The organism is Paraburkholderia sp. CNPSo 3274, from assembly GCF_024206475.1.
Taxonomy (GTDB): Bacteria; Pseudomonadota; Gammaproteobacteria; order Burkholderiales; family Burkholderiaceae; genus Paraburkholderia.
Window position 1 is genome coordinate 62,425 of record NZ_JAMBPR010000010.1, and the last position, 19,333, is coordinate 81,757.

The window sequence follows — 19,333 nt, forward strand, 5'->3', positions numbered from 1 at the left end:
GCCATTCCTTCGTTCCGACGCATTGCAGTGATGACTTCAGGTTCCAGTAACGCGCTGCGCGGCTATGCGAGGCTTGTCGTGGCTAGCGCGCTCACCGGCGTGGGCGCCGGGCTCGGTGGCATGATGCTGGCGCTGTTGCTTCATGAAATCCAGCATCTGGCATATGGCTATAGCCTCTGTCGAATAGTAAGTGAGGAATCCTTTCTAAGCGGTGTCGCTGACGCGTCGCCTGCGCGACGCTTCGAGGCGCTCGTGCTCTGCGGCCTCGTGGCCGGTTTCGGCTGGTGGGCGCTCTACCGCTGGGGACGCCCACTGGTCAGCATCAAGCAGGCGCTGACTGCCGGCGCTCCTCGCATGCCGGTTCTGAGCACCATCGTGCATGCCTTGCTGCAGATCGTGACGGTCGCATTGGGCTCGCCTCTCGGGCGGGAAGTCGCACCGCGAGAGATCGGCGCGCTGTGGGGAGGCTGGCTCGCGCGGCGAGCGGGGCTGTCGCTCGCGGATCAGCGCGTTCTGGTGGCATGCGGAGCGGGCGCCGGGCTCGCAGCGGTCTACAACGTGCCATTGGGCGGAGCGCTCTTTGTGCTCGAAGTACTGCTGGGTAGTTTCGAATGGCGGCTCGCGGTGCCGGCCCTCGTGACTTCTTCGCTGGCCGCGGTCACGGCGTGGGTCGGGCTCGGCAATGAACAGCAGTACAGCGTTGCGCAACTGACGCTGGGAGCGCCGCTCGTCGTATGGTCCGCGATGGCAGGGCCGGTGTTCGGGGCGGCGGCGTGGGGCTTTGTCCGGCTCACGAGCGCTGCGCGTGCCCACGCGCCGAAGGACTGGCGTTTGCCTGCTCTTTCGGTGCTCAATTTCGCGGTGGTCGGTGTTCTCGTCATCTACTACCCGCAGTTGGCGGGCAATGGCAAGGGCCCGGCAGGCCTCGCGTTCGACAGCCATCTCACCATCGGACTGGCAGCCACGCTGCTCGTGCTGAAAGTGGCAATCGAAGCGTCGAGTCTGCGCGCGGGCGCCGAGGGCGGCCTGCTGACGCCGGGGCTCGCGAATGGCGCGTTGCTTGCCATTGTGCTTGGCGGCCTGTGGAACATGCTCTGGCCGGGAACCTCCGCGGGCAGTTTCGCCATGGTCGGAGCGAGCGCCTTTCTCGCCGCCTCCATGCAAATGCCGCTTACGGCAATCGTGCTCATGCTCGAGTTCACTCGCGTGAATCAAGATGCGCTGGTTCCGATGCTCCTGTGCATCGCGGGTTCGGTATCGACATTCAGACTGATGTCGAAGGCGCTGGCCGGGAGCGCGAGTCCGACGTCGAAGAGCCAGCGTGCGAGCGCGAAGCCCGCGCTCGAAAAGGTGCCTGCGCTTCACAACGAATGAGCAGCGCGGCGCATATTGCGCATCCGCTCGGGGTGGGGGGGGGCGCCGGTCCTCCCATGCCTGCAAAACAGTCTTGTCGGGCCGGGCTTTCGGACGCGGCCTGCCTTCGACAACATGTAATCCGTAGCGGCACAATGCGGCTTACATTCGCGCGAGCGGACGGTGGAACTCAAGGCGAATCCGGCGGGACGAGCTGCCCTCAATTTGATTTGGAGTATGAAATGATTATGGTTTCAAAGCAGGATTCCCAGAACGGAAACGTCGAGTCCGCAGCGAGCGTACCGGCCACGGTGGGCGTGGTGGGCGCGGGGAGGATGGGCACGGCGTTCGCCGGCAATCTGATCGAGGACGGCTTGTCCGTGGTGGTGTTCGACCGCAACCGGGCATGCGCCGAGGCGGCGGTGCGCGGCAATGCTGTGGCGACTGACGACTGGGCAGCGCTCGCTGCATGCGACGTGGTCATCAGCATGGTGCCCGACGACGATGCGGCGAAGGAAGTGGCGGCGCATCTCTCGACGGTGCTCGCCAAGGGAGCCGTGCACATTTCGATGAGCACGATCAGCCCCGACGCGGCGGGCGCGCTTTTCGACCTGCATCGCGAGCACGGTCAGGGATACGTGTCGGCCCCCGTTCTGGGCAACCCGGATCTCGCCAGGGCGCGCAGGCTCTATGTGCTCGCCGCTGGTGAAGGCGCAACGCTCGCGCGTTGCATGCCGGTGCTCGAACGGCTCGGCCAGCGCGTCTTTCCGCTGGGCGAGCAACCGGGGCTTGCGAACGCGTTCAAGCTCGCAGGCAATGTACTGACCGCAGCCACGATGCAGAGCATGGGCGAAGTGCTCGCGTTTCTTCGCAAAGCGGGCATCGATCAAAAAGCGGCCTTTGAGGTGCTGACCGAGTCGCTGTTCGACGGCAAGGTGCACAAGGCTTATGGCGGAAAGATCGTCGATGAGCGGTATTCCCCACCGGGCATGACCGTGCCCCTCGCAGTCAAGGATTTGCGCCTCGCGCTGAGCCATGCCGAAAAGGTGGGGGCACCGATGCCCGTGGCGAGCGTCGTGCGCGATCGCCTCGTCGCAGTGTCGGCGCGCGGCTGGGACGAGCTCGACTGGTCGGCGCTCGGCAAGCTGGCTGCGTTCAGCGCCGGCCTTTGATGCCTGCCGGCCGGTGATGCGTCGGCTCGACAGGCGTCGCGCCTACGGCGGCCGCCCGTGGCGCACCCATGTTTCCAACGAATTTCCAGAATCATGAATACGAGAAATCCGGTGTGCCCGCCTGAAACGCGGCATTGGGTCTGCATCATCTGCGGCTGGATCTACAGTGAAGCCGAGGGTGTGCCCGAAGACGGCATTGCACCGGGAACGGCGTGGGAAGACGTGCCGGAAGACTGGGTCTGTCCGTTGTGCCGCGTCGGCAAGCGCGATTTCGAAATGGTGCGCCTGTAGGTCCTGAAAAAAGAACTTGAATATCGTGAAGACCATTGCCTGGAACGATGCGCCGGTGCGAGACGCTCTGGCGGCACTGAAGCGTAAGCAGCCATTTGTCTATGGCCTCACCAACTACATAGCGGCCAGTCTGAGTGCCAACGTCCTGCTCGCGGTCGGCGCGGCGCCGGCCATCGGCGCAGCGCTCGACTGGCCCACATGCTTTGCGGCCGGTGCCGACGCGCTATGGATAAACGGTGCCGCGCTCGTGAGCGACGGGGCGCATGCACTGCGCGCCGCGGCATGCTCGGCCCATGAAGCAGGCACACCCTGGGTGCTCGATCCTGTTGCCGTTGGCGCGGGCAGCGCCGCGTACGACGAGACGATACGCTCGCTGTTGACGTACAAGCCAGCGGTTATTCGGGGCAACGCGAGCGAGCTCATTTCGCTCGCGGGCGGCGCGGCGCCGGGCAAAGGCGTGGAGACGCAAGCCCGCTCCATCGACGCGCTGCCTTACATCCAGCGGCTCGCGCAGCAGACCTGCGCGGTCGTCGCGGTCAGCGGCGAAACCGACTACGTGACGGATGGCAGCGAAGTGTTTGCGATCGGTGGTGGCGACGCTCGACTTGCCCGTGTCACCGGCGCGGGTTGTAGCCTCGGTGCGCTGATCGCCGCGCTGCTTCCCGTGTCGCCCGCCGCCATCCAGGCCGCGAGCGCGGCTCACGCGATCTATGCCGTTGCGGCAGAGCGTGCGGCTGGGGTGCGCGGCAACGGCAGCTTTGGCGTGGCCTTTCTCGACGCGCTCTCCGAACTCGACCCTCACGTAGCCTGAGTGTGCGGCGCGCGCTTGCGGCTACGTGTCCTGACGTTTCCCGTCATTCATGACCTGGCTCACTGGCTTATCGGGCGCGAGACCGAGCACCTGGACCGCTATCTGCGCGATGCGGGCGAACACCGGGCCCGATACGTCGCCGCCAAAGTGCCGCGCGCCCTTCGGCTTGTTGACCGACACGGCGATGATGAGCCGGGGCTCTCGAATGGGAAGAATCCCGACGAACGACGCGCGGTAGGCGCTGTGGTCGTAGCCATGGGCCGTGGCGGTGTACGCCGTGCCCGTCTTGCCGCCGACACTGTAGCCCGGCACCTGTGCCTGCGGGGCGGTGCCCCCCTTCGCGACGACGCTCTCCAGCATGGCGCGCATCTCGTCGGCCGTGCGCTGCGTGAAAACACGCGTGCCGGCGGGAAACAGGCCCGAACGCTTGTAGATCGAGAGCGGCATCATGGTGCCGTCATCGACGAAGACCGTATAGGCTTGGGCCAGCTGGACCAGCGAGACGGAAAGCCCGTAGCCGTACGACATGGTCGCCTGCTCGATGCGCCGCCAGTGCCGCCATGGCCTCACGATTCCGGGGGCGGCACCGGGGAATCCCAGCGCCGGACGATGACCGAGGCCCAGCGAGTCGTACATGCCCCAGATTTCCTCAGGCTTCATCGTCAGCGAGATCTTCGTGGCGCCGATATTGCTCGACTTCTGGATCACGCCGGCAACCGTGAGCGTGCCGAAGTTCGCATCATCGGTGATCGTTGCGCCGTCGAGCAGTAAGCTGCGATTCGTCTGTACGAGCGAATCCGGGCTCACGCGCTGCAAATCGAGCGCGAGCGATACCGTGAACGGCTTCATGATGGACCCCGGTTCGAAAACGTCGGTCACGGCGCGATTGCGCAGCGCCGCGCCGCGCAGCGCGGTCCGGTCGTTGGGGTCGTAGCTCGGGTAATTTGCGAGCGCGAGGATCTCGCCGGTCTTGCCGTCCACCACCACGGCCGAAGCGTTTTCGGCACCGCTTTGCGTGACCGCATCGCGCAAGGCCAACCACGTGGCGCTCTGGATGTGGCTATTGAGTGCGAGGCGGATATCCGTTCCCGGACGCACCGGCGTGATATCGCCGAGATCCATCACGACGTGACCCACGCGGTCGCGCACGACCAGCTTTTGCCCATCCTCGGCGCGCAGCGTGGCATCGGCCGCGAGTTCGATGCCGTCTTCTCCGTTGCCGGAGAGTCCTGTGAAACCCACGTCCTGCGCCGTGACCTCGCCTTCCGGATAAACGCGTTGGTATTCGGGGCTCGCATGGATGCCAGGAATGCGCAGCGACTCGACCTGATCGGCGACGCTCAACGGAACGTCGTGCTTCAGGTACACGAATGAACGGTCGTGGTCGATGGCTGCGTTGATCCGCTGCGGCGCGAGGTCGAGCAGGCGGGCAAGCGTTGCAAGCTTGCCGGGCGGCAGATCGTCGGGCACTGCCGTTGCGTCGATCCAGATCGCCTTGACGGGTACGCTCGCCGCCAGAACGGCGCCGTTACGGTCCAGGATGCGCCCGCGCTGCGCGGGCACGTCGATCACGTGATCGACGCGCGAGTCTCCCTGCCGGCGATAAAAGCCATTGGCGGCGACCTGAATCCAGAACGCGCGCACGATGCAGGCGGCAAACGCCACAGTGATGAGCGCCATCACAATCGTAGAGCGTCCGCGGTGGGTGGTGCGATTGAGCACCGGGCTTTGATCAAAGGGTAGGTGGCGGGGCATGCGTGATCGGTAGGCCAGTTGGGCGTGCATTGGGCAATACGCCCGCCCGGTGCGAAGCGCCCGGGCGTGGATGCAAAATTACTGGCGCAACGCATGGGGCGCAATGGCCGATGCGGGAAATCAGCTTTGCGAAATGTGGCCAGCCCGTCTTACTGATATGGATAACGAAATGAATGTCACTTCATCGGCCAAAGCATGACGAGGAGCGGCACGACGAGTGCGGTGACGAGACCATTGAGGCCGATGCCGATGGCCGCAAAGGCGGCGGCGAGCCCGCTCAGCGGCGCAACCTGAGCAGCGGCGACGCCGCTGCCCGCGACGCCGGCGGCGAGGCCGTGCGAACGCCAGTCGTCAACGCGGAACCAGCGCAGCACCGTGCCGCCGATCACGGCGGCAACGATGCCGCCTGCGATAGCGAGGGCAGCCGTGAGCGCGGGCACGCCGCCCACTTCCTGGGCGAGGGCCATCGCGATGGGCGTCGTGACGGACTTGGGCGCCATCGATAGCGCCACCTCCCGGCCGCCGCCGAGGAACCATACGATGGCGACGCCGCTCACCGTCGACGTGAGCGATCCGGCGAGCAAGGCGAGGCCGAGGCCATGGAGGCTGCGGCGGATATGAGCCAGATTGAGTGCAAGGGGGATCGCGAGCGCCACCGTTGCCGGGCCGAGGAGGAAGTTGATGAACTGGGCGCCGGCAAAGTACGCCTCGTAGTTAGTGTTCGTCGATTCGAGTATCGCGACAATAATGACGATTGCAATCAGGACTGGATTGGCGAGCGGCGATTTCCGGCATACGCGCTGGACGAAGAGGCCGATCGCGTAGGCGGCCAGCGTCAGCGTCAGCCACAGCAGCGGCGTCAGGGCGAGCGGGGTCCATAGGTTGCGGAACATCAGTTGGCCTCCTCATGACGGCCGGCGGCGCTCAGCTCGCGCATTTCCGAGCGGCGCATGATCCGGTGCATGACGACTCCCGTCACGATGAGCCCAAGCACCGTCGAGACAATGAGTCCCGCCACGATCGGAAACCATTCGCGTTGCAGCACGCCCAGCTCCGCGACGATGCCAACGCCCGCCGGCACGAACAGCAGCCCCATATTCGAAATCAATGTCGTCGCCGTTTGCTCGAGGGCGGATGGCTTGTCCGCGGTGGGGGCCAGCCAGCGGCGCGCCGGGCCGATGAGCGCGAGTGCGAGCAGAAACATGCCGATTACCGGGCCCGGCAAGGGCAAATGCAGAACACGTCGCAGCACTTCGGCTACGAGTTGCGTTCCGACCAGGATGGCCAGTGCGAATGGCATGATTGGGCTCTTCCGTTCAAGGTAGCGGAAATCGCATTGCTCGTGGATTTCCGGATCGCAAGCTCCAGCGTATGGCGCGACGAAGTCATCCGAAAGCCGGACCGTCGAATTGACCTTTGCGCAAAGGGGCTTGACGGATCCGGAAGCGTTGCCGAAACCGGCCATAGCGCCGCCGCCGCTGAAGCGCGACCCTGCCGCCGGGCTTGCTCGTCCCGCCATTTAATAGCGCCTGGCGGGACCTTCTCCGCGCTACCGGGGCCTGCCACGCAGGGCTCAATGGTGTAGGTAGATCGGGGGAGAGTACGACGACACTTCGACATCGTGCATTTGCCCTGTTTGCGCCTGCCCGGCGCTCGACGTCCCGCTGGCGCTTCCACCGTATCCGCTTGCCGCACTGTTCATTTTTGCGACCTTTGCTTCGGCAGCCTGAATGTCGTCCGGGTAGTGCGGATCCGAGCCTGCGCCAGGGCGCCATCCGGTGCTCTCGAGTTGCACGAGTTCAGCGCGCACTTGCGCGCGGGTGATTGGGCCGTTCGATTGCGCGAATGAAACGATCGGGAAGATGAGCGTGGCGAGCGCCATGGCGCGGGTAAGCGATTTCACAACGATTGACTCCGTAAATGTGGCTGGCGATTGATGTCCAGATTCGACAGCCCGAGTGTAGGGAGATCGCTCTGGATGTTTAACCCCCATGCCGCAAAGGAATCTTTTTGACAAGGAATGGAATTGCGGATCCGCGCTATGGACCCGGATGCTCCATGGGCCCGGCTTCCGGTTAATAAGGAAACCGTTCGAATATCGCCCTGCGCCGCGAGCGATCCTGAGTCGTAGCGGATCTCACGCCTGTTGCATTTGAAACCAGGGGGCAGTCGGACGAAAGATCCCCGAAACAGGCATCTGTTGAGATGACATGTGGGTGATGGGAATCCGCACTGCCAATGTGTGACAACAGTAAGGGATCGATTGTGGAAGATCGAAAGAGGGTCCTGGTGATGGAGGACGACGTGTCGATGCGGGCGCTGCTCTCGCTTACGTTGCGAGACGCGGGCTACGACGTCGTGGAGGCGACAAGCGCCGGCCTGCCCGACTTTCGTTCGGGTCCGGTCGATCTTGCGGTGGTCGATATCAATCAGCCAAAGGCGATGGATGCGAAGCGAATCGCTTGCGTTCGGCGTTGCTTTCCTTCGGTGCCCGTAATCGCGATCTCTGGCTATTTTCCGACACAGGTTCACGCCACGTCGATGCTTGCCCGCCGGTTGGGCGTGGAGCAGGCGCTGGCCAAGCCGTTCAAGCGCGAAGTCTTGCTGCAAGCCGCTGCGGCGTTGACCGCAGGGGCGCGCGAATCGCGCTGAGCGGCCGCCGCGCGGCGTTCAGCGCGCCGTGGACACCTCCGGTGGGGTGGGGGGCGGCAGGTCGGGCAGCAGGTGCTTCAGCGTGCGCGCCAGCTCCGCCCTGGGCAACGGCTTGCGCAATTGCACGTTGACGCCTGCCTCGCGCGCCTGCGCTTCGAGCGCGGGGCTGCTGAATCCGCTGACAAGGATGATGGGTATGTCTGCGCGAAGCGAGCGTATCATCCGCGCGAGTTCGACGCCGGTCGTCCCGGGCATGGTCTGGTCCGTAACGACCGCGTCGAAGCGTTGAGGGTCGGCCCGGAAAGCCTGCCACGCCGCGTTGCTGGAGACGAAGCCTGCCGGTTCATAGCCCAGTTCCGCGAGGCGCTCTTCGCCGATCCTCACGAGCGCTTCCTCATCGTCGACGAGCAGGATTGCCTGCCCTTCACCGTAAGGGCAGCCCTTGTCGTCCTCACGCGGTTGACTGGCGAGCGAATCGGTTGTCGGTAGCAGAAGCTCGAATCGGCTTCCTGCGCCAACCGTCGTCGTTACGTCGATTCCTCCGCCGTATTCGCGAACGATTCCGTCCACGAGCGCGAGTCCCAGCCCCGTTCCCTCGCCTGCCTTGCGCGTCGTGAAGAAGGGGTTGAAGATGCGTTCGAGGAGATCGGGCGCCATGCCAACGCCGCTATCGGATACGGCAAGCCGCACGAAATGCCCCGCTTCCACGGCAACGTGCGAAAGCGAGCGCGCGGCGCCCACATCCAGCGTGTCCAGGACTACCCTGAGCGTTCCGCCGGCCGGCATCGCGTGGACTGCATTCGCGCAAAGGTTCATCACCAACTGGTCGATATGCGCCGGATCGCCTTCGATGCGGGCCTCTGGTGCGTTCAGTTCGACTTCCAGCCGGATGCCGGCAGGAAGGCGCACCTTCATCGCTTCGATCGAGTCATGGACGACGGGCTGAACGTGTACGGGCTGCCGGGTCGTCAGTCCGCTGCGGCTGAAGGTGAGAATGCGCTCGACCAGCGAGCGTGCGCGGTCCGCCGATTTGAGAACCTGCGCGACATAGCGCTGCTGCGGTGTCTCGTCCGCGAGTGCCTGGAGCGCGAGTTCGCCATAGCCGACGATCGCGCCGAGGATGTTGTTGAAGTCATGGGCAATGCCGCCGGCGAACGTGCCCAACGCCTCCAGCTTCTGCGACTGCCTCAGCTGGCTTTCGAGCAGACGGCGCGCCTGTTCGTCTTCGCGGCGCTGGGTGACGTCCTCCACGGTCGCCACGATGACATCTTCCTGGCGTGCCGGATCCTTGCTTGACGCCTCCTCCGACACAGTCACCAGCGCGAGGCGCACGTCGGCCCAGACGGTGTATCCGTCGCGGTGCTGGTAGCGCTTTTCGAAGCGAACGCTCTGCAAGCCGCCTTGCAGCAGCCGTTCGAAATGTTGCCGGGTAAGCTCGACATCCTCGGGGTGCGTGATGTCGGTCGCCGACAGGTTCTTGAGTTCCGCCGAAGAGTAGCCGACCATGCGTTGAAAAGCGGGGTTGGTGGCGAGGTATCGCCCGCGACGCCGCAACAGCATGATTCCCGCCGGTGCGTTGTCGAACACGGCCCTCCAGCGTTGCTGGCTCGACTGGAGCCGGCGCGTGAAGCGTCCGAGTTGCTGCAGCCGCCTCATGAGCGCGATGCCGAGTGCCACCACGAGGAGCGACAACGCACCGGTGGCCATGAAATCGTAGATCGTGGATACGCGCCATGTCTGAAGCACCAGTGCCTCGTCTCGGGTGACGTCGATCGTCAGCTGGAATCCGGGCACCTGCTTGCGGGCGGAGAGTACTGGCCGCCCGGGCCCGCCTGCTTCCTTCCTGCTTTCGGACGACACGACCGGTGCGCCGTCCTCGCGCAGTAGCGTGATGCCGGTGCCTTCGTCCGAATCGACCCGCCTGTAAAAGTCGCGAAAGTAGCCGTTTTCGATCAGCGCGACCACGGCGCCCGCGAACCGGCCATGTTCGTCCTCCAGACGGCTGGCCATCGCAAACGTGGGCCGACCGTCGACCATGCTGACGAGCGGCTCGCTCACCACCAGCGCGTTGCCCGATGCGCGCTGCACGGCCCTGAAGTAAGCCCGCTGTGAAACGTTGGCGGCGGGGCTGCCGGGGAGGGTCGTTGCTATCCGCCGGCCAGTGGCATCGACGATGTCGAGTTGCCTGACTTGGGGTACGCCGGCCATTTCCTCGCGAAGAAAGCGGTTCGCCGCCTCCTGGGAGTCCTGTGCGATCTTTGCGTCGAGCGCCCAGCCGGAGGTGCGCCGAAGAATGAATTCGACGCCCTGCAAGGAGCGGGCGGTTTGCTCCGCCAGTGCGCTTGCGAGGCTGGACAGTTCCCTGTCGTTGGACTGGAGCACCAGTTGGCGCGATCGAAGGCTTTCCGTGACGGCGCCGATCCACAAAAGGACCACGATCAGGCATCCGCCCGCCGCCAATAGCCTGTACCGGTGCGGCCACGCAAACCGGCGCCTGATTCTTTCGGTGCTCATCGAGGCTTTGGTGTTCAGTTAGAAACGGTCAGACAAACGCGGCCACCTCATATTGCTGCGAATCATCCGACATAGAGGGGGCAGTGTCCGCCGAAGTGTATTCCGGCGGAAACATTCCTGCGAACCGGTATTGCATGTGAAACTCAGGCGATGCGGCGAAAAAGCTGCGGGTCAGCGTTTTTCCCACTCGACCTGAGCGGGCAGCTTGTCCACCTGCGCGGTAAAGACGTAGCCCGCGCCGCGTTCGGTCTTGATGTAACGCGGGTTCGACGGGTCTTCCTCGATTTTTCGGCGCAGCCGCAGAATTTGCACATCGATTGCGCGGTCGTAGACCTCGTCGTAAAGCCGGCTCGATTCGAGCAGTTGATCTCGCGTCAGGACCATGCCGGGCGAAGCGAGAAACGCGGCGAGCAGCGAAAACTCGCCGTTGGTCAAGCCCACCGGTTCGCCGGCTGGGGAGAGCAGGCGTCGTGTGTTGATGTTCAGTTCCCAACCGGCGAAACGGTAGCCTCGCGCATTGGCCTGCCGCCCGGTGGCAACCTGGGCGGTCTTCGATCGGCGCAGAAGGGCGCGAACACGCGCCAACAGTTCGCGGCAACTGAACGGCTTGGTCATGTAGTCGTCCGCACCCAGCTCCAGCGCCATCACACGGTCTGCCTCTTCCTTTCGGCCCGAAAGAATCAAAATGGGGAGCGTTGATTGTTCACGAATGCGGCTGGCGATTTTCATACCGTCTTCGCCCGGCATGCGCAAATCCAGAATGATCAGATCGACAGCACCGTTCCTGAGGGTGACCGCCATTTCCGTCCCGTTCGCCGCGGCGGAGACGCGGAAGTCGTTCTGTCCGAGGTATTCGGTCGTGACGTCGCGAATGGCGGGATCGTCATCGACGATGAGGATGTGAGGCAAGGTGACGTCGACCATGACTGAAAAGCTCGAGACAGTGAATGCCTGGCGGGTTAGCCCATGCGATCGGCGGTTGCCGGTTCGCGTTGCCGATCGTTCAGACAACGTTGCGTAAGGAAAAGGTCAGCCTGCTGATTTGACCGTACGCGGATTTTAACGGCTGTGTGGAATCAGCATCAACACCGCCGCCAACGTTATCGGCATTGCGTGGATCGCGCAATCGGCGAGCGGTGCCCAAATGCATCCGTCACCTATTACGGATGTCATTCTGAGTCGACGCTGCAACGCACCTTAAGCAGCACTTGATGATGGCCTCGGGGGACCGGCGATCGGGGCCGTGAACCGCCCCGGGGTTTGGTGGGGGCGCTAACTCTTGAGAGCTTCATCGCCCAATAACGTTCGGATCAGCCAAAACCGTACCAGGGCTTTCCTCTCCTTCCGGAAAGGTCCCCTTCGGAGATGCGCCTTAATCTTAGGCAGCTACTTAATTAGACTGTAGTCACTGATTTACGAACAGGGCTGTTCGTAGCAGAACTGAACAAAGTCTGGAGGTAAGTAACATGAAGTCCCTTATTCAAGCTGTTGTCGTTGCCGCTGCCCTCGTTGCTCCGGTCGCTGTATTCGCTCAATCGAACCAGCCCATCACCCGGGCGCAGGTACGCGCGGAGCTGGTCCAGCTCGAGAAGGCTGGCTATCACGTCGGCGACGGTGACAACACGACGTATCCCGTGCAAATTCAAGCAGCCGAAGCCAAGGTTGCTGAGCAGCAAATCGCCGCAAACGGCGGTTACGGTGGTGCTGTGAGTGGTTCGTCTGACGCAGGACGCCCCGCAGTGTCGAAGGCCGACTTCAACTCGACGTACAGCCATCATTGATGCATTGATCCCGGACGCACGGGCAGGATGTCAAAAGTATCTGACCTGAGCATGGCAGGCTGAGCGCGCACCCACCCCAGCGCGTTCTTGTTTAAAGAACTGGCTCGCTAGCGCGGCAATGTCCGGCAGTGGGCCAGCTTCAATTCGAATACCTCCGCCATTGGCCCCCTCCGATGGCTTCGCCCGGGCCTTCGCGGTCCGGGCGCTTTTTCCGACGCCGGACGGGTACGGGCAGCTATCGCACGCGGTACGGCGACCGTTAAGCGGGCCTGTGCCGAGTCACTACCCGGCAACCCCAGCGCTGCCCCGAGGCTGCGCTCATACGTGAGCCCACCGTTCCATAGAGAGCGTTTGCTTCAGGATCGGATCGGGGACTCATGTAGCGATTCGTTGAGTCCCGCATAACGAACTTCGGCGATCGGCCTCTCGAATCGGAAAGCATAGGTCTCCCCTCCTCAATCGGCATGCGGCTCAGCAAGACGTACTGTCGGAATCCAGTATTCTTCGGCTGAAACAATACGGACATGACGTTCAAACGGAGAGAGAGCCGGAAACGCGTGAGCAGGGAAGGGCGTGTGTCCAGGTGATTAGCTGTGGGCAACGTATGGTTGGACCATCTTGCGCGGGTCCACGATCCGATCGAACTCGGCTTCCTGGACGTAGCCGAGCCTGAGCGCCGCTTCCTTGAGCGTGAGGTCGTTGTCATAGGCGTAATGCGCGATCTTCGAAGCCTTGTCGTAACCAATGACCGGCGAGAGGGCGGTGACGAGCATCAGGGAGCGGTCCACGTACTCCTTGATCTTCTTCAGGTTCGGCTTTGTGCCTTCCACGAGGAACTTGCGGAAGTTCGTGCACGAGTCCGTCATGATCGTGATCGAGTGCGTGATGTCGAAAATGATGAGCGGCTTGTACACGTTCATTTCCAGGTAGCCGCTTGCGCCGCCGATTCCTGCGGAAACATCGCTGCCCATGACATGCGCGGCCACCATGGCGAGCGCTTCCGCCTGCGTGGGATTGACCTTGCCGGGCATGATCGATGAGCCCGGCTCGTTTTCCGGAATGATCAGTTCTGCGAAGCCGGCACGGGGGCCGCACGACATCAGCCGGATGTCGTTGGCGATCTTGTAGAGCGACACGGCCAGCGTGCGCATCGTACCCGAGAGGTGAACGAGCGCATCGTGGGCGCCCTGCACGGTGAACTTGTTGGGGGCGGTCACGAACGGCAGGTTCGTGAGACGCGCGATTTCCGCGGCAACCGCGGCCGCGAACTGCGGCGTTGCGTTCAGGCCGGTGCCCACCGCCGTCCCTCCGAGGGCAAGGCGGTAGACGCCCTTGAGCGCATCCTCGAGCCGTTCGAGGTTGTCGGTCAGCATGCCCTCGTAGCCGGACCACTCCTGACCAAGCGTGATGGGCGTTGCGTCCTGCATGTGGGTGCGGCCGATCTTGACGATGTCCATCCAGTCCTTCGCCTTCGCGCCGATGGAATCGCGCAGGTTAGCCACGGCCGGCGTCAGGCGCTGCTTGACGTTGATCGCGGCTGCCATGTACATGGCGGTGGGGAACGAGTCGTTGGACGACTGCGACATGTTCACATGGTCATTAGGATGCACAGGCGTCTTGCTGCCGAGCGGCGTGCCCGCGATCTGGCAGCAGCGGTTCGAGATCACCTCGTTGACGTTCATGTTGAACTGGGTGCCGCTGCCGGTCATCCACACGTGCAGCGGAAACATGTCCTGGTGCTGGCCGGCGAGGATCTCGTCGCATACCTTGACAATCAGGTCGTGCTGCTCGGCGCCGAGGCGCCCTTGCGCGAAATTCACGTTGGCGGCCGCCTTCTTGACGAGTGCGTACGTCGCGATCATTTCGCGCGGCATCAGATCCCCGCCGATGCTGAAGTGCTCCAGGGAGCGTTGCGTCTGCGCGCCCCAAAGCTTGTCCTCCGGAACGTTGACGACACCCATGCTGTCCGTTTCCTGCCGGAAGGCGTTGGCCGACCCGGCGGCGCTTTCGCCGGAGCGCTGGGCAAGTGCGGCACCGCTCGTCAGGGCGAGCGAGGCGAGCAGCGTCGACTGCATCATTTCTCTTCGGTTCATGTTCGTAATTTGGCCTGGTCGTTGAAAGGATGTCCGGCTGGGAAAGCCGACAATTCGAAGGCAGTGCCGCAACGGCGATCCTTCGGCCCATGCACGCAGCCTGCGCGCCTGTGGCGGATTCGTTGCGTCGGACCGCGTCCGATGGGGATATTTCAACAACCGGCGATTATTCGACGGTTTCAGCTTTCGGCTAATCAATTGCGACTGAAACCCATCCTGCGAACCGGTATTGCATGTGAAACTCAGGCGATGCGGCGAGCAAGCTGCCGGTCAGCGCTTTTCCCACTCGACCAGGGCGGCCAGCTTGTCCACCTGCGCAATAAAGACGTAGCCCGCGCCGCGTTCGGTCTTGATGTAACGCGGGTTCGCGCAATTGGCGAGCGGAGTCCAACGCTGTCCGTCACCCATTTCAAATGCAATCCAGTGAATCGAGCTTTGCCTTCGGCGTGCGAACTCGCTGTCAATGTGCGGCATGAAGGTAGGTCATCAAAACCGAAAGCGAGACCAGGGAAACCGCGGTGGAGAGCAGAATGATGCGCGAGGTCAGCGATGCATCGCGCTTGTAGTGTTCGGCCAGCATGTAAGGCCCGGTGCCGGTCGGCAGTGCGGCCAGCATCACGACGATCTGGCCCAGCGAGGCAGGCAGCGCAAAAACGCGAAACGCGAACCACCAGGCGACCAGTGGCTGCATCAGCAGCTTCGCGAGCATCAGCAGCACGCTATCGCGCGCCGTGCCGCGCGCCGGACTGCGCTTTTCGGCAAGGAACATACCGAGCCCCACGAGCGCGGCCGGGGTTGCGGCGCCGCCAAGCAGGCTCAGGAACGAGCCGGCCGCGCCAGGGACTTTCAGCTTCAGTCCGGAAACCATGGCTCCCGCAAGCGGCGCCACGATCATCGGGTTGCGCGCAAGCCCTTTGAACACCTTGAGTACCATCTTGAGGCGGCTTGCCTCCTCTTGCAGGCCGAACTCCATCAGCACGCACGTGACGCCGAAGAGGACCGTGGCGACCAGGATATTGACGATGGTGGCCGCGGTGAGGCTCGCGGGCCCGAACGCAAGCAGGCACAGCGGGAAGCCTATAAAGCCTGCGTTTGGATAGGACGCAGCGATGGCGTCGATGCTGGCATCGGCCAGGCGGCGGCCCGAGATCAAGCGCCACACGAGCACGGCGGCAAACACCGCGGCGCATGACAGGGCAAATGTCGTGGCCAGTGCGGGCTGGTCGAGATCGCGCCATGACGTGCGAGCCATGGCGGAGAACAGCAACGCGGGAAACGCCAGATGAACGACGAACCGGTTGAGCTCCGACGCCGCCGCCGGGCCGAACCAACCCAACCGGCGGGCGACGAAGCCCGCCGCGATCAGGGCGAAGATGGGCAAAAGGATATGCGCTGCAGAAGCCACTTGAGGTTACCTTTACGTTCACTTTCGGCTGAGACTGGGGCCGCACCGCGTGCCGGGCGCCGCGTCGTCGCTTCAATGCAACTTGATGCGAGGGCTCGTCGACCGGCGCAGCCGGTTCGCCAAGGTGTCGATCGCCATGCGCCGGATGCCGTACAACGCCGCGACGTGCATACGCTCGAGCGACGCGTACAAACCGCGCGCAACCCAGCCGGCGACATACATGCCCTCACCGCTGCCCGCCACGAGGTTTCCGACCGCGCCGAACCGGCTAAGCGAAACCAGAGACCCAAAGTCGCGATACTTGAACTGTGGCAGCGTCTTGCCCTCGACCCGGCATGTGAGCGCTTCGACCATAAAAGCGGCCTGCTGATGCGCCGCCTGCGCGCGCGGCGGCACGCCGCCGCTTTTTCCCGGCCATTCGCAGGCTGCGCAGTCGCCGAGCGCAAAGACGTCGTCGTCGGTTTCGGACTGGAGCGTGTCGCGCACGACCAGTTGGCCGCGCCGATTGACGTTCAACCCGTCGAGAAGGGAAAGCACCGGCGGCGCCGTCACGCCGGCGGACCAGACCGTCAAGTCCGCGCGTATCCGCTGGCCGCTGCGCGTGAGCACGCAGCCGGGGAGCACCTGCGCGACGGACTCTCCCACCATCAACGTCACGCCCAGCTGGCCGAGACGTTCAACCGTTGCGCGTGCCACGCGCTCGGGAAGCGCTGGCAGGATGCGCGGCCCCGCCTCTATGACGACGATTCCAACATCGTGCGTCGGGTCGAGATCGTGAAGTCCATATTGCGACAATTCGCAGGCGGCGTCGCGCAGCTCCGCCGACAGTTCGACACCCGTTGCCCCAGCCCCGACGATGACCACCTGCATGCGCGGCGCGAGGGCGCCGTTCTCACTGCCGCGCGCCCCGCCGGCCCGCCTGCACGCTTCGATGAAGCGCCTGCGAAAGCGCTCGGCCTGGGCGACCGAGTCGAGCGCGATCGCATGACTGGCCGCGCCCTCCACACCGAAGTACTGAGTCGTGCTGCCGATCGCGACGACCAGCGTGTCGTAGTCGAGTGCGCGCTGCGGCAACAACTCGACACCCTGATCGTCATGCACGGCGCCGAGCATCACCTGCTTTGACGAACGCGAGAGCCCGACCAGTTCGCCCTGATGGAAATCGAATCCGTGCCAGCGAGCCTGGGCGGCATAGGAAAGCTCGTGGGAGGCCGGGCTCATGCTGCCCGCTGCCACCTTGTGCAGCAGGGGCTTCCAGACATGGGCGGGGTGGCGGTCGACCAGCGTGACGCAAACATTGCGCTCGCCTTGACGCTTGCGCAGGCCGAAGCGGTTGCTCAGACGGGTCGCCAGCTCGAGGCCTCCGGCCCCGCCGCCTACGATTACGATTCGATGCATTCAGGCACCTGCCTTTCCGTGGGTTCGATTTCGGTGCGCCGAACTGCGCCGGGCGGCGCAGTTCGAGACGCGGTCATGCGGCGGCGCTGAAGTCCGCGATGCTCCGATAATCCGCACGATATGCGCATGCGCGAATGTGAGCGGCCATGTCGGCGGGGCGCGGCGCACGGGCAAAGCCATGGTCATGGATGAAGTTCGCCACGCGGGTGGCGACATGCAGCGAAGCTTCGAGAATCGATTGCTGCGGCGGATAGATCAATCCCTTCTCCAGGTCGGAGGCGGATACCTGTTCCGCTACTGCCTGCGCGGCAACGATGAACATTTCATCGGTCACGCGGGTGGCCTCGGTCGCGTAGATCGCCATGCCCAGTGCGGGGAAGATATACACATTGTTGCCTTGCCCCGGGACGAAGGTGCGGCCGTTGAACGTCACGGGCGCGAACGGACTGCCGCTCGCGAAAATCGCACGGCCATCGGACCAGCGATAAGCCTCCTCGGCCGTGCATTCGGAACGCGAGGTCGGGTTCGAGTAGGGGAAGATGATGGGCCGCTCGTTGAGCGCGCTCATGGCTTCGATCACGTCCTTGTCGAACAGGTGCGGCACGGTGCTCACGCCGATGATGCCTGTCGGGCGCAATGCCCGGATCGCGTCGACGAAGCGGTCGACCGGTGAGTGGTCGAGCGCGAAGGGGCGCTGGAAGTCGGCCAGATCGTCGCGCGAACTCACCAGCAGGCCGTTCGCATCGAACAGCGCGGTGCGTTGCAGCGCTTCTTCGCGCGACAGCCCCTCCTGCATCATGGCCTGCGTGATCAGCCCCGCGATGCCGGTTGCCGCGGCGCCTGCGCCGAGGAAGAGGAAGCGCTGTTCCGAGAGTTTCTGACCGGTGATGCGCAGGCCACCATAGATGCCGGCGAGGGCGATCGCGGCTGTGCCTTGAATGTCGTCGTTGTATGTGCAGATGCGGTCCCGGTAACGTGCGAGCAGCGAGACCGCGTTGAAGTTCGCAAAATCTTCCCACTGAATGCAGCACTTCGGAAAGCGGGTCTGGACCGCCTCGACGAATTCCGCCAGGAAGGTGTCGTATTCTTCGCCGCGTACGCGCTCACGGCGCAGGCCGAGATACAGCGGGTCGTCCAGCAGGGCCTGGTTGTTCGTCCCGACGTCGATCATGACCGGCAGGCAGACTTCCGGTGGGACACCCGCGCAGGCGGTATAGAGCGCGAGCTTTCCGATCGGAATGCCCATGCCGCCGACGCCCAGGTCGCCCAGTCCCAGAATGCGCTCGCCATCCGTCACTACGATGAAGCGAACGTCTTCGACCGGCCAGTTGGCGAGCAGTTCGTCGACACGGCCGCGTGCCGTGATGGGGAGGTACACGCCTCGCGTCGCACGGAAGATATGGTCGAACTTCTGACACGCCTCGCCCACGGTCGGGGTGTAGACGATCGGCATGAACTGGGCGGGATCGGACATGACCGTCGCATAGAACAACGTTTCGTTGCGGGCCTGCAGATCGGACAGCAAGAGGTACTTCTGAAGGTCGTTGTCCAGTGCTGCGACTTCGGCCTTGACTCGCGCGACTTGCCGGTCCAGCGGCAGCACCGCGGGGGGCAGCAGCCCCTCGAGCCCAAAGCGGCGGCGCTCCTCTTCGCTAAAGGACGTGCCCCGGTTGCTGCGGGGATCTCGAAGGATTTGACGTGCGGTCCGTGTGTTACTCGTGCTCATAACATGCTCCACAGTTTTTTCACATGACATCGGCGGCAGCCGCCCGTAAGCGCGCGGTTGTTACGCCCCAGGCAATGTCCGGTTGGTGGTTGCCTGCTTTCGGGACTCATTCTTGTTCCCCTGAGGCAGGTTGTCCATATCTCCCGATTTACAAATGAAATCTGCGTGAAGTCATAGATAAAGAAACACCGGTTGGCAAATGAATTTTAATTTACAAAGGAATGCGAAATACGCTGGAAGACTCGTGCCCGGGTTGATCCGGTGACAAAAACGGGGAAACCTCTTCGCGATCGTTACGACTGTAACCGCTCACGCGCCGCGTTGAAATGGTTTGCTAACCGTCGGACAAAATACTCCACGTTCACCCATCGCCAAGGAAGGC

At 63.6% G+C, this 19,333-nt stretch carries 16 protein-coding genes and 1 pseudogene; 6 read left to right on the top strand and 11 right to left on the bottom strand.

The window, feature by feature from the left end; translation table 11 throughout:
• Positions 1–30 precede the first annotated feature (30 nt).
• The 4 genes and pseudogenes from M3I54_RS08965 to thiM all read left to right on the top strand — a co-directional run bounded on the left by M3I54_RS08965 (position 31) and on the right by thiM (position 3,627).
• Complete coding sequence (locus M3I54_RS08965; RefSeq protein WP_254334880.1) at positions 31–1,374, top strand: chloride channel protein; 1,344 nt, start codon at positions 31–33, stop codon at positions 1,372–1,374.
• A gap of 221 nt (positions 1,375–1,595) precedes the next feature.
• A complete protein-coding gene (locus M3I54_RS08970) occupies positions 1,596–2,525 on the top strand; it encodes an NAD(P)-dependent oxidoreductase (RefSeq protein WP_254334881.1) in 930 nt (309 codons plus the stop codon).
• Between the two features lie 129 nt (positions 2,526–2,654).
• Positions 2,655–2,816: pseudogene (locus tag M3I54_RS08975) on the top strand (rubredoxin); the annotation flags it as partial.
• 25 nt (positions 2,817–2,841) lie between these two features.
• A complete protein-coding gene (gene thiM, locus M3I54_RS08980; RefSeq protein ID WP_254335037.1) occupies positions 2,842–3,627 on the top strand; it encodes a hydroxyethylthiazole kinase in 786 nt (261 codons plus the stop codon).
• A 21-nt stretch (positions 3,628–3,648) separates the two neighbouring features.
• On the opposite strand, the gene M3I54_RS08985 is transcribed toward thiM, so the two are convergent.
• From M3I54_RS08985 to M3I54_RS09000, 4 genes are all read right to left on the bottom strand, one after another.
• A complete protein-coding gene (locus tag M3I54_RS08985; RefSeq protein ID WP_254334883.1) occupies positions 3,649–5,307 on the bottom strand; it encodes a penicillin-binding protein 2 in 1,659 nt (552 codons plus the stop codon).
• A gap of 251 nt (positions 5,308–5,558) precedes the next feature.
• The gene (locus M3I54_RS08990) at positions 5,559–6,275 is read right to left on the bottom strand and encodes an LrgB family protein (protein WP_254334884.1); all 717 of its coding nucleotides are present in this window, start codon (positions 6,273–6,275) and stop codon (positions 5,559–5,561) included.
• Positions 6,275–6,682 (bottom strand): CidA/LrgA family protein, encoded by a 408-nt coding sequence (locus M3I54_RS08995; protein ID WP_254334886.1) that lies wholly within the window; start codon positions 6,680–6,682, stop codon positions 6,275–6,277. Before M3I54_RS08995 ends, M3I54_RS08990 begins: the two co-directional genes overlap by 1 nt.
• 273 nt (positions 6,683–6,955) lie before the next feature.
• Positions 6,956–7,285 (bottom strand): DUF4148 domain-containing protein, encoded by a 330-nt coding sequence (locus M3I54_RS09000; protein ID WP_254317418.1) that lies wholly within the window; start codon positions 7,283–7,285, stop codon positions 6,956–6,958.
• Positions 7,286–7,674: 389 nt separating this feature from the next.
• Between M3I54_RS09000 and M3I54_RS09005 the strand changes: the two genes are divergently transcribed.
• Positions 7,675–8,034 carry a response regulator gene (locus M3I54_RS09005; protein WP_254335038.1) on the top strand — a complete coding sequence of 120 codons (360 nt, stop codon included), beginning with the start codon at positions 7,675–7,677 and terminating at the stop codon, positions 8,032–8,034.
• Positions 8,035–8,052: 18 nt separating this feature from the next.
• Here the strand turns inward: M3I54_RS09005 and M3I54_RS09010 are convergent, their stop codons facing one another.
• Both M3I54_RS09010 and M3I54_RS09015 read right to left on the bottom strand, forming a co-directional pair.
• Positions 8,053–10,548, bottom strand: coding sequence for a PAS domain S-box protein (locus M3I54_RS09010; protein WP_254334888.1), 2,496 nt, complete (start codon positions 10,546–10,548; stop codon positions 8,053–8,055).
• Between the two features lie 171 nt (positions 10,549–10,719).
• Positions 10,720–11,472 (bottom strand): response regulator, encoded by a 753-nt coding sequence (locus M3I54_RS09015; protein ID WP_254317416.1) that lies wholly within the window; start codon positions 11,470–11,472, stop codon positions 10,720–10,722.
• A 542-nt stretch (positions 11,473–12,014) separates the two neighbouring features.
• Here M3I54_RS09015 and M3I54_RS09020 point away from each other — a divergent pair.
• Positions 12,015–12,329 (top strand): DUF4148 domain-containing protein, encoded by a 315-nt coding sequence (locus M3I54_RS09020; RefSeq protein WP_254334890.1) that lies wholly within the window; start codon positions 12,015–12,017, stop codon positions 12,327–12,329.
• A gap of 587 nt (positions 12,330–12,916) precedes the next feature.
• Here M3I54_RS09020 and fumC read toward each other — a convergent pair.
• The 5 genes from fumC to M3I54_RS09045 all read right to left on the bottom strand — a co-directional run bounded on the left by fumC (position 12,917) and on the right by M3I54_RS09045 (position 18,951).
• Positions 12,917–14,422, bottom strand: a complete 1,506-nt coding sequence (gene fumC, locus M3I54_RS09025) for a class II fumarate hydratase (protein ID WP_254334892.1) — start codon at positions 14,420–14,422, stop codon at positions 12,917–12,919.
• Positions 14,423–14,692: 270 nt separating this feature from the next.
• Positions 14,693–14,830 carry a hypothetical protein gene (locus M3I54_RS09030; RefSeq protein ID WP_254334894.1) on the bottom strand — a complete coding sequence of 46 codons (138 nt, stop codon included), beginning with the start codon at positions 14,828–14,830 and terminating at the stop codon, positions 14,693–14,695.
• Between the two features lie 52 nt (positions 14,831–14,882).
• The gene (locus tag M3I54_RS09035; RefSeq protein ID WP_254334896.1) at positions 14,883–15,827 is read right to left on the bottom strand and encodes an AEC family transporter; all 945 of its coding nucleotides are present in this window, start codon (positions 15,825–15,827) and stop codon (positions 14,883–14,885) included.
• 72 nt (positions 15,828–15,899) lie between these two features.
• A complete protein-coding gene (locus tag M3I54_RS09040; protein ID WP_254334898.1) occupies positions 15,900–17,225 on the bottom strand; it encodes an NAD(P)/FAD-dependent oxidoreductase in 1,326 nt (441 codons plus the stop codon).
• A gap of 73 nt (positions 17,226–17,298) precedes the next feature.
• Positions 17,299–18,951 (bottom strand): NAD-dependent malic enzyme, encoded by a 1,653-nt coding sequence (locus tag M3I54_RS09045; RefSeq protein WP_254334901.1) that lies wholly within the window; start codon positions 18,949–18,951, stop codon positions 17,299–17,301.
• Between the last annotated feature and the right edge of the window lie 382 nt (positions 18,952–19,333).

Bases quoted from the DNA above. Each gene is read 5' to 3' on its own strand.
- M3I54_RS08970 (WP_254334881.1), top strand. From the start codon at position 1,596: ATGATTATGGTTTCAAAGCAGGATTCCCAGAACGGAAACGTCGAGTCC.
- M3I54_RS09030 (WP_254334894.1), bottom strand. From the start codon at position 14,830: ATGGGTGACGGACAGCGTTGGACTCCGCTCGCCAATTGCGCGAACCCG.
- M3I54_RS08985 (WP_254334883.1), bottom strand. From the start codon at position 5,307: ATGGCGCTCATCACTGTGGCGTTTGCCGCCTGCATCGTGCGCGCGTTC.
- M3I54_RS09010 (WP_254334888.1), bottom strand. From the start codon at position 10,548: ATGAGCACCGAAAGAATCAGGCGCCGGTTTGCGTGGCCGCACCGGTAC.
- M3I54_RS09020 (WP_254334890.1), top strand. From the start codon at position 12,015: ATGAAGTCCCTTATTCAAGCTGTTGTCGTTGCCGCTGCCCTCGTTGCT.
- M3I54_RS08965 (WP_254334880.1), top strand. From the start codon at position 31: ATGACTTCAGGTTCCAGTAACGCGCTGCGCGGCTATGCGAGGCTTGTC.
- M3I54_RS09040 (WP_254334898.1), bottom strand. From the start codon at position 17,225: ATGCATCGAATCGTAATCGTAGGCGGCGGGGCCGGAGGCCTCGAGCTG.
- M3I54_RS09045 (WP_254334901.1), bottom strand. From the start codon at position 18,951: ATGAGCACGAGTAACACACGGACCGCACGTCAAATCCTTCGAGATCCC.
- fumC (WP_254334892.1), bottom strand. From the start codon at position 14,422: ATGAACCGAAGAGAAATGATGCAGTCGACGCTGCTCGCCTCGCTCGCC.
- M3I54_RS09015 (WP_254317416.1), bottom strand. From the start codon at position 11,472: ATGGTCGACGTCACCTTGCCTCACATCCTCATCGTCGATGACGATCCC.
- M3I54_RS08995 (WP_254334886.1), bottom strand. From the start codon at position 6,682: ATGCCATTCGCACTGGCCATCCTGGTCGGAACGCAACTCGTAGCCGAA.
- M3I54_RS09005 (WP_254335038.1), top strand. From the start codon at position 7,675: ATGGAGGACGACGTGTCGATGCGGGCGCTGCTCTCGCTTACGTTGCGA.
- M3I54_RS08990 (WP_254334884.1), bottom strand. From the start codon at position 6,275: ATGTTCCGCAACCTATGGACCCCGCTCGCCCTGACGCCGCTGCTGTGG.